Source organism: Lysinibacillus sp. UGB7 (genome assembly GCF_049058285.1).
Classification (GTDB): Bacteria; Bacillota; Bacilli; order Bacillales_A; family Planococcaceae; genus Lysinibacillus; species Lysinibacillus sphaericus_B.
Genome location: NZ_JBMGUV010000003.1, coordinates 24,780 through 38,102 on the forward strand (window position 1 = coordinate 24,780; position 13,323 = coordinate 38,102).

Annotated in this window: 13 protein-coding genes and 1 pseudogene; 11 read left to right on the plus strand and 3 right to left on the minus strand. The window is 39.4% G+C overall.

Annotated features, from left to right (window positions below; translation table 11 throughout):
• Window positions 1–61: 61 nt before the first annotated feature.
• Genes ACOMCU_RS03985 through ACOMCU_RS03995 form a run of 3 tightly spaced genes read left to right on the plus strand, consistent with a single transcriptional unit; the run spans window position 62 to window position 2,608 of the window.
• Complete coding sequence (locus ACOMCU_RS03985; RefSeq protein WP_010858283.1) at window positions 62–1,054, plus strand: ABC transporter substrate-binding protein; 993 nt, start codon at window positions 62–64, stop codon at window positions 1,052–1,054.
• On the plus strand, window positions 1,054–1,821 hold the full coding sequence (locus tag ACOMCU_RS03990) for an ABC transporter ATP-binding protein (protein WP_010858284.1): 768 nt from the start codon (window positions 1,054–1,056) through the stop codon (window positions 1,819–1,821). Before ACOMCU_RS03985 ends, ACOMCU_RS03990 begins: the two co-directional genes overlap by 1 nt.
• Complete coding sequence (locus ACOMCU_RS03995; RefSeq protein WP_010858285.1) at window positions 1,814–2,608, plus strand: ABC transporter permease; 795 nt, start codon at window positions 1,814–1,816, stop codon at window positions 2,606–2,608. The genes ACOMCU_RS03990 and ACOMCU_RS03995 overlap by 8 nt, the downstream gene beginning before the upstream one ends.
• A gap of 61 nt (window positions 2,609–2,669) precedes the next feature.
• Here the strand turns inward: ACOMCU_RS03995 and ACOMCU_RS04000 are convergent, their stop codons facing one another.
• Both ACOMCU_RS04000 and ACOMCU_RS04005 read right to left on the minus strand, forming a co-directional pair.
• Window positions 2,670–2,873, minus strand: a complete 204-nt coding sequence (locus ACOMCU_RS04000) for a YlaI family protein (protein ID WP_010858286.1) — start codon at window positions 2,871–2,873, stop codon at window positions 2,670–2,672.
• 12 nt (window positions 2,874–2,885) lie between these two features.
• The gene (locus ACOMCU_RS04005; protein WP_421049505.1) at window positions 2,886–3,386 is read right to left on the minus strand and encodes a peptidyl-prolyl cis-trans isomerase; all 501 of its coding nucleotides are present in this window, start codon (window positions 3,384–3,386) and stop codon (window positions 2,886–2,888) included.
• A gap of 181 nt (window positions 3,387–3,567) precedes the next feature.
• On the opposite strand from ACOMCU_RS04005, the gene ACOMCU_RS04010 reads away from it, so the two are divergent.
• The 6 genes and pseudogenes from ACOMCU_RS04010 to ACOMCU_RS04035 all read left to right on the plus strand — a co-directional run.
• Window positions 3,568–3,849, plus strand: a complete 282-nt coding sequence (locus ACOMCU_RS04010) for a YlaN family protein (RefSeq protein ID WP_004224778.1) — start codon at window positions 3,568–3,570, stop codon at window positions 3,847–3,849.
• A gap of 61 nt (window positions 3,850–3,910) precedes the next feature.
• Window positions 3,911–5,092: an FtsW/RodA/SpoVE family cell cycle protein gene (locus tag ACOMCU_RS04015; protein ID WP_010858288.1), complete on the plus strand. Its 1,182-nt coding sequence runs from the start codon at window positions 3,911–3,913 to the stop codon at window positions 5,090–5,092.
• 11 nt (window positions 5,093–5,103) lie between these two features.
• Complete coding sequence (pyc, locus tag ACOMCU_RS04020; protein WP_421049506.1) at window positions 5,104–8,538, plus strand: pyruvate carboxylase; 3,435 nt, start codon at window positions 5,104–5,106, stop codon at window positions 8,536–8,538.
• 134 nt (window positions 8,539–8,672) lie between these two features.
• Window positions 8,673–9,293: a TetR family transcriptional regulator gene (locus tag ACOMCU_RS04025; protein ID WP_421049507.1), complete on the plus strand. Its 621-nt coding sequence runs from the start codon at window positions 8,673–8,675 to the stop codon at window positions 9,291–9,293.
• Complete coding sequence (locus tag ACOMCU_RS04030; RefSeq protein WP_421049508.1) at window positions 9,286–9,474, plus strand: hypothetical protein; 189 nt, start codon at window positions 9,286–9,288, stop codon at window positions 9,472–9,474. Before ACOMCU_RS04025 ends, ACOMCU_RS04030 begins: the two co-directional genes overlap by 8 nt.
• A gap of 219 nt (window positions 9,475–9,693) precedes the next feature.
• A pseudogene (locus tag ACOMCU_RS04035) lies at window positions 9,694–9,841 on the plus strand (transposase); the annotation flags it as partial.
• Between the two features lie 85 nt (window positions 9,842–9,926).
• Here the strand turns inward: ACOMCU_RS04035 and ACOMCU_RS04040 are convergent.
• Window positions 9,927–10,850, minus strand: coding sequence for a COX15/CtaA family protein (locus ACOMCU_RS04040; RefSeq protein ID WP_010858294.1), 924 nt, complete (start codon window positions 10,848–10,850; stop codon window positions 9,927–9,929).
• 336 nt (window positions 10,851–11,186) lie between these two features.
• On the opposite strand from ACOMCU_RS04040, the gene cyoE reads away from it, so the two are divergent.
• Together cyoE and coxB are read left to right on the plus strand one after the other, a co-directional pair.
• On the plus strand, window positions 11,187–12,104 hold the full coding sequence (gene cyoE / locus ACOMCU_RS04045; protein WP_421049509.1) for a heme o synthase: 918 nt from the start codon (window positions 11,187–11,189) through the stop codon (window positions 12,102–12,104).
• Between the two features lie 101 nt (window positions 12,105–12,205).
• Entirely contained in the window at window positions 12,206–13,294 is a 1,089-nt protein-coding gene (gene coxB / locus ACOMCU_RS04050; protein WP_010858296.1) for a cytochrome c oxidase subunit II, read from the plus strand.
• The last annotated feature ends 29 nt before the right edge of the window (window positions 13,295–13,323 follow it).

A 13,323-nucleotide genomic window follows, 5' to 3' on the forward strand; every position in this document is an offset into this window, starting at 1 on the left:
ATCTTCTAGTGTGAATAAGTTAATGTCGATAGGTTAATTCATCAATCAAGGAGGAAATGGAATGCGGTGGCTTAAAAAAGGTTTTTTAGTTAGTGGTATTGCTTTGTTGCTCCTGTCATTGGCGGCGTGTAATAAAGCTGAGCTCGAAAAAGTCAAAGTTGGAGAAGTAACACGCTCGATTTTCTATGCACCGCAATACGTAGCACTTGAAAAAGGTTTTTTCGAAGATGAAGGGCTTTCGGTTGAACTTCAAACTATAGCAGGTGGCGATAAGACCATGACAGCGTTACTGTCTGATGGCATTGATATTGCCTTAGTTGGCTCGGAAACATCTATATATGTTACAGCGCAAGGCTCAAATGATCCGATTCAAAACTTTGCACAATTAACACAAACAGATGGCACATTTTTAGTTGCGCGTGAAAAGATGGAGAATTTTTCATGGGAGGATTTAAAAGGATCTACATTCCTAGGACAGCGTAAAGGTGGAATGCCACAAATGGCTGGCGAGTTTGTATTGAGAAAACATGGTATTGACCCAACAAAAGATTTAACACTTATTCAAAACATTGATTTTGCTAATATTTCTACAGCATTTGCCTCTGGAACTGGAGATTTTGTTCAGTTATTTGAACCAACTGCTAGCGTATTTGAAAAAGAAGGGAAAGGCTATATTGTCGCTTCATTTGGCACTGAATCAGGCCATTTACCATATACCTCTTTTATGGCGAAAAACAGTTATTTAGACAATGATGCCAAAACAGTCCAAAGCTTTACAAACGCGTTAAAACGGGCGCAAGATTTTGTGCAAGAGAAAAGTGCGGCAGAAGTAGCGAAAATTATTCAGCCCTATTTTGAAAATGTTGATGTAGCTTTAATTGAGACGGTTGTTGAGCGCTATAAATCGCAAGGCTCATATGCAACTGATCCAATTTTAGATGAAGAAGAATGGGCTAACCTACAAACGATCATGGAGGAAGCAGGTGAACTTCCTCAACGTGTCGATTATGAAGAGCTTGTTAATACGACGTTTGCTAAAAAGGCTGCGGAGTAATGGGATTTTTAGAGCTCGAACATATTCACCATAGCTATTTTTCAAATACACAAGCAAAGGAAGTTTTACGTGATATTAGCTTAACCATACGAGAAGGAGAGTTTGTCTCTTTTATCGGGCCAAGTGGCTGTGGAAAAACGACCCTATTGTCAATAATAGCTGGATTATTTCCCTCCACGGAAGGGAAGGTATTCATTGACAAAGAAGAAATTTCACCCCATAATCAGTCACTCATTGGCTATATGCTCCAACAAGATTATTTATTTCCGTGGAAAACTATAGAAGAGAATGTCACAATTGGTTTGAAAATAATGGAACGTGATAAAAAATCGCATAAGGTAACAGCGAATGCACTGTTGCAAGAGATTGGATTGCCGCATGTTGGAGGTTATTATCCGAGAGAATTATCGGGAGGAATGCGTCAACGAGTAGCCTTGGCAAGAACACTAGCAGTTAATCCTAAAATCTTATTGTTGGATGAACCATTTTCTGCGCTTGATTATCAATCAAAATTAAAGCTTGAGGATTTAGTCGTGGAAACATTAAAGGCCTATCATAAAACGGCAATCCTTGTAACGCATGATATTGGAGAAGCTATTGCAATGAGTGAACGTGTATTTCTCTTGTCAGCAAACCCAGGTACTTTGCATAAAGAGTTTGAAATACCGGAGGAGTTACAGGCATTATCACCTTTTGATGTAAGACAACATCCGGCATATTCAGAAGTATTCCAAACGATTTGGAAGGAGCTGGAGAGCCTTGGATAACACGTTATTTAAACAATATCAGCAATTGCTTAAGAAGGAAAAACGTTTCGTTCGCTTATATCAGCTCATCATCTTATTACTCTTTTTCGGCGGATGGGAGTTATTTTCGAGACTTGAGTGGATTGATCGCTTAATTTTTAGTTCACCAACACGTGTATGGCACACATTTATAGAAAAAGTGAGTGATGGTTCGTTAACATTACATGTCAGTGTGACCCTTATGGAGACGATTATTGGATTTATTGCGGGTACTTTACTGGGTACTTTAATTGCAACGTTACTCTGGTGGTCACCAATGCTATCCAAGGTACTTGATCCTTATTTAGTAATTTTAAACGCGATGCCAAAAGTGGCACTCGGGCCAATTCTGATTGTCGCGCTCGGTCCAGGATATATTTCAATTATTGCCATGGGTGCACTGATATCGATTATTATTACAACGATTGTCGTATATACTGCCTTTAAGGGAGTTGACCCGAATTATAGCAAAGTTTTGCAAACATTCGGAGCAACTAGATGGCAAACATTTAAAGAGGTTATTTTGCCAGCATCATTTCCAACTATTATTTCAACATTGAAGGTCAATGTTGGATTATCATGGGTCGGAGTGATTGTAGGTGAGTTTCTAGTGGCGTCGAAAGGACTTGGCTATTTAATCATTTATGGCTTCCAAGTATTTAACTTTAATCTTGTGCTAATGTCGCTGCTCATTATCGCTTTTTTTGCGACAATTATGTATCAAGTTGTCGAATTGATTGAAAGGACGATTATAAAAAATAATGGTTAATCAACAAAGGAGATGTCTCAAATAATTTTTGAGACATCTCCTTCGGTATTGCTAATAGACATTAAAATTCTTTATCCATATGTGGAGACGTACGATAGAAACGGAAGTTGCCCGTTTCGATTCGTGTCACTGTATTTTGCTTAATACGATCATGGCAGGTGTCGCACATATACGTGTGAATCGGCCGATTGCGTAATTTTTTTGCTAACGGTAAATCATCATCTAATTGGTTAATAGTATCGCAAATGACACATTTTACGCGCATAGCATACCCTCCCTATTCTGCACGAATGGCTAACACTTTTTTAATAGGATTGTCTACATTTGAACCGTCTCCGAACAACACATGAACAGGTCCATCTTCGCTTAATGGCTTACCATCTTGGCTATATTTAAAAATAAGCGTATTTGCCTGTTCGAGCGTAAAAGGATGCTCTTTGCCATCTTGACATTCAATGATGATTTTTGTCGCTTCTGGCTGTACTTCAGCATTTTTTAAGAAGTGGCTTAATTCGATTCCGAAAGTACCAGTTTCCATTCCTTTACGGTCGAATTTTCGCTCTGATTTTAACGTTGGTGGGAAAGTAGCACCTTCCATAATCTCACGAGACCAGTGAGCACCAACTTCACGCATATATTTTGTATCTGCATCTTCCTCTTCTTCTTTTGTGTGGAAGTATGTGTTTAAGTCTAGTTTACGGTCATCGAAAATCCAAACAGTTGGATCTAATGTTAGTTGATATGAAACTGCACCCTTGATAGGAATAATTGTTTCCATATTAGAAATCCTCCTCAAATCTTGTATATCCATGAAATAGTATAACGCTAAAGACAGGAGATAATAAAGAAATATAATTCGATTTGTCTTTTTACTACGAAGACACTTGCATTTTTAACGACTAAAAGATAAACTTTATTAAGATAGAATCGAAGAAATATCAGATAATGGGGGCGTCCTCATGGATACGAAATCACAAACTTCTTTTCAAGAGAAGGCTTTGGAGCTTTTAGTTGCTGATGCTGATAAAATTGCTCGCCTCATTCGAGTACAAATGGATCATTTAACAATGCCACAATGTCCTTTATATGAAGAAGTATTAGATACACAAATGTTCGGCCTTTCACGTGAAATTGACTTTGCTGTGAAGCTTGGACTCATTGAACGCGAAAAAGGCAAAGAAATTCTCGATTCACTCGAGAAAGAACTTTCTGTACTACATGACGCGTATACAGACAAATAAAAAGAAAAAACTCAAACGCTCCTTGCGATTTGAGTTTTTTTTCTAGAACGAGGTTTTCACAATGAAACAATATTTAAAACGGTATGCACAAAATTTTGATTATCCATTATTTTTTACGTTCTTATTGTTAAGTTTATTTGGCTTAGTGATGATTTATAGTTCAAGTCTAATGGTGGCAATTGTACAAAGAGGAGAAGCACCTGATTATTTTTATCAAAAACAAGTGATAAATTTAACTGTAGCATTTCTTGGGTTTTTGGTGGCAGCATTTTTCCCCTATAAGCATTACGCCAATAAAAATATAATGCTGCTACTTACGATTGTGTTAGTTGTGCTATTTACTTGGGTAAAAGTAGCTGGTAATGGTGCAGAGGAAGTAGGTTCTAAGAGTTGGATTTCCGTGCCAGGACTAGGGAATTTTCAGCCTTCTGAATATGCAAAACTATTTATAATTTTATATTTTGCCGCTGCTTTCTATCGAAAGGGGCAAAAGTATACGTTAGAAAAATTACAACCTACGGAAATTTTTTATCCAATATTTCTTTGGATACTTGTTGTAGCAGGCGTAGCCTTTGAAACCGATTTAGGGGCAGTCATTATTCTTTGTGGTATTGCTATTTCTGTTGTGGCGGCGAGTGGTATTCCTTTTAAAACGTTCTGGAAATTTTTCGGTGTGTTAGGGGCATTTGGTACAGCCATTTTGGGGATGCTCTGGCTATTTAAAGGGGAGCTGTTAACAGGAAATCGTAAAGGACGTATTCAATCCTATATAAATCCGTTCGATTATGAAGATGGTGTAGGACATCAGGTTGTGAATAGCTACTATGCTATTGGTGGAGGCGGTTTAGAAGGTAGAGGTCTCGGTCAATCGATTCAAAAATTAGGTTATTTACCTGAACCACAGACCGATTTTATTATGGCGATTATTATGGAAGAACTCGGTATTTGGGGGGTACTTATCGTTTTAGGTGGTTTAGGGTTTATTGTATATAAAGGATTTTCCATTGCATTGCGTACGAAAGATCCGCTAGCACGCATGATTGCGGCGGGGATAGCGAGCTGGATTGCATGGCAGACGTTTATTAATCTTGGGGGTGTAACAGGGATAATCCCGTTAACCGGTGTAACGCTACCTTTTATTAGTTATGGCGGGACATCTATAATTTTGCTATCTTTAGCTATGGGGATATTGGTGAATGTTTCCATGTTTGAAAAGGTAGAAAGAAAAAATGCACAATCATAAGGGGGATACCAATGGAATCAATCAAGAAAATTCTTGTAGCAAACAGGGGAGAAATTGCAATTCGTATTTTCCGTGCTTGTACGGAGCTGAATATTAGCACTGTGGCTATTTATTCGCGTGAAGATAGCGGGGCATTCCATCGCTATAAAGCGGACGAGGCATATTTAGTCGGTGCTGGCAAGAAACCAATCGATGCTTATTTAGATATCGAAGGCATCATTACGATTGCCAAAGATGCAGGCGTTGATGCGATTCATCCAGGTTATGGCTTTTTATCTGAAAACGTAGACTTTGCACGTCGCTGTGAAGAAGAAGGTATTCTCTTTATCGGGCCAACTTCCCAGCACCTCGATATGTTTGGCGATAAAGTGAAGGCGCGTGAACAGGCTGTGCGTGCAGATATTCCTGTGATTCCTGGGACAGATGGTCCAGTGGCTTCTGTCGATGAAGTTCTCGCATTTGGTGAGCAATATGGGTATCCACTAATGATTAAAGCGTCCTTAGGTGGCGGTGGACGTGGCATGCGTGTTGTCCATACGAAGGACGAGGCAACGTCAGCGTATGAACGTGCCAAATCAGAAGCTAAAGCAGCCTTTGGTTCTGACGAAGTATATGTAGAAAAATGTATTTTACAACCTAAACATATTGAAGTGCAAATAATCGGAGACAAGGAAGGCAATATCGTGCATTTATATGAACGAGATTGTTCCATCCAGCGTCGCCATCAAAAAGTAGTTGAAATCGCTCCATCGCATTCCATTTCAGAAAATTTAAGAAACCGAATTTGCGATGCGGCTGTGAAACTGATGAAAAATGTCTCGTACATAAATGCAGGGACAGTCGAATTTTTAGTCGCGGGAGAAGATTTTTACTTCATCGAGGTCAATCCTCGTATTCAAGTTGAGCATACCATTACAGAAATGATTACAGGCATTGACATTGTGCATGCGCAAATCAAGGTAGCAGCGGGCTATGGCTTACATAGCGAGGAAATTCATATGCCTGAGCAGGCAGCTATACCGTTGTTTGGTTATGCGATTCAAGCCCGTGTTACGACAGAAGATCCTGCGAATGACTTTATGCCGGATACAGGAAAGCTGATGGTATATCGTTCAAGTGGTGGCTTTGGCGTACGATTAGATGCCGGCAATGGCTTCCAAGGGGCTGTTGTCACTCCGTATTACGATTCCTTACTTGTGAAAATTTCAACATCCGGCATGACGTTTAAAGAAGCCGCTGCGAAGATGGACCGCAATTTAAAGGAATTCCGTATTCGTGGTGTGAAAACGAATATTCCGTTTTTAAATAATGTGGTGACACATGAAAAATTTATCTCAGGTGCGTTTGATACAAGTTTTATTGATACAACGCCTGAATTATTTAACTTCCCTGTGCGTCAAGACCGCGGGACGAAATTATTAAGCTATATTGGAAATGTTACATTAAATGGTTTCCCAGGGGTGGAAAAGAAGGCCAAACCTATTTTCACACAACCTATTAAACCATTAGTAGACTTGCATGGACAGCCTTTGTCTGGTACGAAACAAATTTTAGAGACGCAAGGTGCAGAGGGGCTCGTGAAATGGATTCTCGAGCAGGACGATGTGCTGTTAACCGATACAACGTTCCGTGATGCGCATCAATCCTTGCTGGCGACACGTGTGCGTTCCCAGGATATGTTCCAAATTGCGGATGAAACAGCGCGCATGATGCATAATTTCTTCTCCCTTGAAATGTGGGGTGGGGCTACGTTTGACGTGGCATATCGTTTCTTAAAAGAAAATCCGTGGGAGCGCTTAGCCAAACTACGAGCACAAGTACCAAATGTGTTATTCCAAATGTTACTGCGTGGGGCCAATGCGGTTGGCTACACGAACTATCCAGACAATTTAATCCGTGAGTTTATTGCAGAATCGGCCGCTTCAGGCATTGATGTGTTCCGTATTTTCGATAGCTTGAACTGGATAAAAGGCATGGAAGTGGCTATTGATGCAGCGCGTGCATCAGGCAAAATTGCCGAAGCCTCAATCTGCTACACTGGGGATATTTTCGACGATGCCCGTGCGAAATACTCGGTGCAATACTACAAAGACATGGCGAAGGAGCTGGAGGCAGCCGGTGCACATATTTTAGCGATTAAAGATATGGCCGGTTTATTGAAGCCAGAAGCTGCCTATCGCTTAATTTCGGAGCTGAAAGAGGCGACAAGCCTACCTATACATCTGCATACACATGATACAAGTGGCAATGGTATCTATTTATACGCAAAAGCGATTGAAGCTGGGGTGGATATTATCGATACAGCCCTTGGGTCAATGGCTGGTTTGACATCACAACCAAGTGCCAACTCGTTGTACTATGCTATGAAGGGTGGAAAACGTGAGATTCGTGCCGATATCGAGTCGCTGGAAAAGCTATCGTACTACTGGGAAGATGTGCGTAAATACTATAAAGATTTCGAAAGTGGCATGATTAGTCCACATTCTGAAATTTATGTGCATGAGATGCCGGGCGGTCAGTATAGTAACTTACAGCAACAGGCGAAAGCAGTAGGACTCGGCGACCGCTGGGATGAAGTAAAGCGCATGTATTCACGTGTGAACCTGTTATTTGGCGACATCGTGAAGGTCACACCGTCGTCCAAAGTAGTCGGCGATATGGCATTATTCATGGTGCAAAATGATTTGGATGAACACAATGTCCTGACAAAGGGCCAGCACATTGATTTCCCAGATTCCGTTATAGAATTCTTCCAAGGCTATTTAGGACAGCCGCATGGCGGTTTCCCACAAGTGCTACAACAAGTTGTCTTAAAGGACCGTGAAGCGATTACAGTGCGCCCTGGTGAGCTATTAGAGCCTATAAACTTTGAACAATTAGGTGCAGTACTGGAGGATAAATTACATCGACCAGTTACAAAGCAAGATATTCTCGCTTATGCTCTCTACCCGAAAGTATTTGAGGAGTATGCAAAAACCGTTGCGTCTTTCGGCAATATTTCGGTGTTAGACACGCCGACGTTCTTATACGGCTTAAAACTAGGCGAAGAAATTGAAGTAGAAATAGAAAAAGGCAAGACACTCATTGTGAAACTCGTATCGATTGGTGAACCACAGCATGATGGGACGCGGGTCATGTATTTCGAGCTAAACGGACAATCGCGTGAGCTAGTGATTCAAGATATGACCGTTGAAGTAGACGGCAGTATCGCGTTAAAAGCAGACCTAAGCAATCCGAACCAAATAGGGGCGACGATGCCAGGGACGGTGCTGAAAGTGGTTGTATCAAAAGGCAGCCCAGTAAAACGTGGCGACCACCTGCTGATTACCGAAGCCATGAAAATGGAGACGACGGTGCAAGCACCGAAGGATGGGATTGTCAAAGAGGTATACGCTACTGCGGGTGACGCTATTTCAACAGGTGATCTATTAATAGAAATTGAATAATTAATAAAGAAAAAGGTTATTAGACGGCAATTATGCGTACTAATAACCTTTTTTCTTGCTATTTTTTCATGAATTTTATAAAAATTGATTAAGTAATCAAAAAAATAATTAGACAATCAAAAAAAGGTGAATTTATGCTAAATGATAAAAAGTCTTTTATTCAAGAGGCAAGAAAACAGCAACTTATTGAAGCGACAATTATGACATTAGATGATATTGGTTATGTGAAGGCAAGCTTAGCACAAATTGCAAAGCGCGCATCTATTAGTACAGCCCTTATCTCCTATCACTTCGCAGATCGACAAGACTTGATTGACGAAACTTTGCAAGCGCTACTTGAACAATCTGCAACATATATTTTAACGAAAACTTTCGAATCTAATGAGCCGATTACACAACTAGCTCGTTTTATCGAAGCGAGTATTGCTTATCAAGCTACGCATCCTAAGCACAATGTGGCCTTGCTAGAAATTGTATTTAATCCACGCACTGAAAATGGCGTGCCGTATTATAAGCTACCAGATGATGGAGATGAGCCATTGCTAGCAGCGTTGTGTAGCGTGTTAGAGGCTGGTAAAATACAAGGAGATTTTAAAATTAGTTCTGTTGATGTGATGGCGAAGATGATTCAAGGTGCAATAGGTGAGTATATGTCAATTGGGGGGACGCTAGCGATAGATGCAAAGCAGTACAGTGAAGAAGTAATTGAAATTATTAGAACAGCAATGAAAGTAGAGGGAGCGATGTATGCTTAAAGGTTTATTTAACTGGATGCTAATTATTGGCTTAATATTATTAGCGGGGCGTATTATTACAGCAATTTGTCGATTTTTTGACATACCATTTACTACATTGTTTACTGATTTTGCACTTATATCATTTGTCATTTTGATTGTAGGTGTACTTGGCTCGGAAGTAATGAAAAGGCAAATCTAAGCTTAATAATGAAAAAAGATTCGACACGTTTTGTGTCGAGTTTTTTAAAAAAATAGAAGGGTCTACATGAAGCCGTTGATTTCCGTTACGGCGGTCGCTTTTCGCGGGCAAGGCTTCAGTCTCCTCGTCGCTACGCTCCTGCGGGGCCTTTAGCTCATGCTATTCCCGCAGAAGTCGCCGCCTGCGCTCCAATCGACTCATGTACGTAATGATAGGCAATCAAGTATTGAACCTATTGTTCTTAAAATGCCGTTTATTCAATATGTATTTAGTATTCGTTCTATGCGTCAGACGATTAAAGAAATCCAAGCGAGCGAACATGGCGTATCGTTGGTTTTTAGGATTCGACTTTCATATCGAAGTGCCACTTTTAAATATTTCTGATAAAATTTCAAAAGGTATTCGGAATATGATTATTCCGAATACCTTTTGTGTCGAATCTTTTTTTATAATTATTTCTTTTTCTCATTATAATTACTACGTGCTACTAGCATAATCATATAGCAAAGCAGACCGAATAATAATGAAATGAACAATGAATGCAATAAAGCAACTGTTAGATTTAATCTAGTAAGGACTACTAACATACCAGCTAAAACTTGTAGAATAACAATAATGAAGGCAATTATCCAACCATAGTAAATAACGCGTTGATTTTTGTATTCTTTTATAGCGTGCCATGTTATGTATGTAACCCAAATGAAAATAATGAGTACTGCAAGGCGGTGTCCCATTTGCACCCATTCGTACATGTTGTTTGGCAGTGCAAATGGTGTTTCGTTGTAACAAAATGGCCAATCAGGACATATCAGACTCGAATCTGTATGGCGTACCAGTGCCCCCGTATAAACGACTAAATAAGAATAAATTGTGACAGCAATCGTATGCCAACGTAACTTTTTGCCAATAAATACGTTATCAGCATCAAATTTTCGATCTACTTCAAATACAATCATAGAAAGAAGGAGAACCGCTGCAAAGGAAATAAGTGAAATCCCAAAATGCAGAGCAAGGATGAAATCACCTTGTCCCCAAAGTACTTGAGCTGCACCGATGAGGGCCTGTGCGATTAAGAAGAACATTGCTAGGATACCTAAAAATTTTACTTCTCGAACATGACCGAGTTTACGCCACGTCCAGATTGTTAAGGCAAGAATTGAAAGTGAAACGACTCCTGTAACAAGACGATGCGAGAATTCAATTAATACTTCTGGTGTTATTTCTTTTGGAATTAGAGAACCATTGCAATCGGGCCAGTTTCGGCCACAGCCTAAGCCACTATCTGTTTTTGTAACGAGTGCGCCTCCAAGTAAAATAAGGAGCATCCCCACAGTAGCAGCAACAGCAAACCACTTCATATACCTGTTGTGTTGCATAAAATGAGTCACCTACTTTATCTATCAACATTACATGAACGTAATGTTTCTGCTACTAGATAATATCTAAAATACGTTTAAAAAACAACTTGTAAAGAGACGGGAGTAATAGATGTCGATTCCATTTCACAAATTGTTCATAATTTCGTGCTTTAACCTTCACAATTCAATTTAGAAAATGTTTTACTATAGATATGTTGTTTTTAATTATATTTCTAGACTAAACTAATTTTTACAACTTCATCTAAATTTCACTAAACGTCTAGAAATCAATCGCAAATTTCGCTATAGTTAGTGTTAGCGGAATATGCTTACAAAAATGAAAGGAGAGGTAACATGTCAAACGGTCGTACACTGACGGCTACTAGAAATACTGAACCAGAAACAACATCTGTTGTAAAAGATTTCTTAGCACTGATTAAAATTGGAATCGTTAACTCGAATCTTGTTACAACGTTTACAGGGATGTGGCTGGCATTTCAGTTTACTGGTAGACACTTCTTGCAAGAGCTTGATGTCATATTTTACACCATGCTGGGTGCGGCATTAATTATCGGTGGTTCTGGTGCGATGAATAATTTCATCGATCAAGATATTGACCCGATCATGAAACGAACGAAGGCAAGACCGACAGTAACGGGTAGATTCAAACCTAATTTTGTATTGACCATTGCCCTCTCGTTTTTAATTGTAGGTGAAATTTTGTTATTTGCGGCATCATTAGCGGCCGGCATGTGGGGACTATTAGGGATATTTGCTTATGTCGTTCTGTACTCAATGTGGTCAAAAAGGAAGCATGTTAGTAACACGGTTGTAGGCAGTATTTCTGGTGCGATTCCACCAATAATCGGTTTCGCAGCAGTTGAACCAGCACTTGGTTCAGGAGCACTTGCTTTATTCCTTATCATGTTTGCATGGCAACCACCGCATTTTTATGCACTTGCTATGAAACGTACAGAAGAATACCGTGCGGCTAATATTCCCATGCTACCAGTTGTAAAAGGATTTAAACGAACAAAGTACTCAATGATTTTCTGGATTCTTTTATTATTTCCGTTACCGTTCCTTTTACCTGAGCTAGGAAATGGCTTCTTAATACTTGCGACTGCATTGAACTTGGGTTGGGTAATACTAGCTCTTAAGGGCTTTACCACAAAAGATGATATTAAATGGGCAAATAAAATGTTTATTTATTCGTTGAATCATATGACCATTCTATTTGTATCCATCATAATATTTGCGGTATTTAGCTAATTTTAGGAATTCTTTCTTTTCCCTAAAGAATTCATATAGACAGAACCAATGTCCTAGGTACACATGAAAATACAACAAAGAAAGAGGGGTTTAATTAAGCTATGATGAAAGGGCTTAAAAAATGGCGTCTTTTTTCACTTCTAGCAGTGATGATGGTCTTCCTTTCGGGATGTGGTGAAGAATATATTTCTGCACTGAAACCATCTGGTGAAGTAGGTAAAGAGCAATTGAATTTATTACTGTTAACTACGGGGATTATGACGCTAGTAATAGTAGTAGTATCAGTTATCTATTTACTTGCATTCGTTAAGTTCCGTCGTGCTAAAGTCGGAGAAAACGTAATTCCTAAACAAGTAGAAGGAAGTCACACTCTTGAAGTGATTTGGACAGTTATTCCAATAATCTTATTATTAATTATTGCTGTACCAGTTGTTACGGCTACTTATAAATTTGCAGATGTTGCTGCAATGGATGAGGTAGACGAAAACGGTAATAAAACTGCTCTTACAGTAAATGTAACTGCAAAATTATATTGGTGGGAGTTCGAATACCCTAACCAAGGTATCGTAACTGCACAAGAATTAGTTGTACCAACAGGCCAAAAAGTTTACTTTAACTTAAAAGCTGCCGATGTTAAGCACTCATTCTGGATTCCTGCTGTAGGCGGTAAGATGGATACAAACGTAGAAAACTTAAATAAATTCTACCTCGTATTCGATAAAGAATCGAAAGACCTTAAAGACGGCGTATTTTATGGTAAATGTGCTGAGTTATGTGGTCCTTCACATGCATTAATGGACTTTAAAGTAAAATCATTAAGCCCAGAAGCGTTTGATGCTTGGGTGGCTTCAATGAAAGCTACAGAAGGACAAACTGCTGACAAAGCATCTACAGATCTTGGTGAAGCAACATTTGCTAACAGCTGTTTAGCTTGTCATGCTGTATCGGGAGTAGGCGGAACAGGTGGAGTAGGTCCTAACTTAACGACATTTGGTGACCGTAACCGTGTTGCTGGTTTCTTAGAGCACACTGAAGAGAACTTACAAGCATGGATTAAGGATCCTGAACAATACAAACCAGGTAACTTAATGATGAAACCTGATGGTACTGCACCAATCTATGGCGACTTATCTGACGAAGAAATTCAAGCTCTTGCAACTTATATCATGGGCTTATCAGTAGAGAAATAATTTTAAGTTTTTTGTAACAAACTTTGAGG

Coding starts and splice junctions, on each gene's coding strand:
- ACOMCU_RS03990 (WP_010858284.1), top strand. CDS start 1,054: ATGGGATTTTTAGAGCTCGAACATATTCACCATAGCTATTTTTCAAAT.
- ACOMCU_RS04015 (WP_010858288.1), top strand. CDS start 3,911: ATGAAACAATATTTAAAACGGTATGCACAAAATTTTGATTATCCATTA.
- ACOMCU_RS04005 (WP_421049505.1), bottom strand. CDS start 3,386: ATGGAAACAATTATTCCTATCAAGGGTGCAGTTTCATATCAACTAACA.
- cyoE (WP_421049509.1), top strand. CDS start 11,187: ATGTCAAACGGTCGTACACTGACGGCTACTAGAAATACTGAACCAGAA.
- ACOMCU_RS04000 (WP_010858286.1), bottom strand. CDS start 2,873: ATGCGCGTAAAATGTGTCATTTGCGATACTATTAACCAATTAGATGAT.
- ACOMCU_RS04025 (WP_421049507.1), top strand. CDS start 8,673: ATGCTAAATGATAAAAAGTCTTTTATTCAAGAGGCAAGAAAACAGCAA.
- ACOMCU_RS03985 (WP_010858283.1), top strand. CDS start 62: ATGCGGTGGCTTAAAAAAGGTTTTTTAGTTAGTGGTATTGCTTTGTTG.
- ACOMCU_RS04030 (WP_421049508.1), top strand. CDS start 9,286: ATGCTTAAAGGTTTATTTAACTGGATGCTAATTATTGGCTTAATATTA.
- pyc (WP_421049506.1), top strand. CDS start 5,104: ATGGAATCAATCAAGAAAATTCTTGTAGCAAACAGGGGAGAAATTGCA.
- ACOMCU_RS04040 (WP_010858294.1), bottom strand. CDS start 10,850: ATGCAACACAACAGGTATATGAAGTGGTTTGCTGTTGCTGCTACTGTG.
- coxB (WP_010858296.1), top strand. CDS start 12,206: ATGATGAAAGGGCTTAAAAAATGGCGTCTTTTTTCACTTCTAGCAGTG.
- ACOMCU_RS04010 (WP_004224778.1), top strand. CDS start 3,568: ATGGATACGAAATCACAAACTTCTTTTCAAGAGAAGGCTTTGGAGCTT.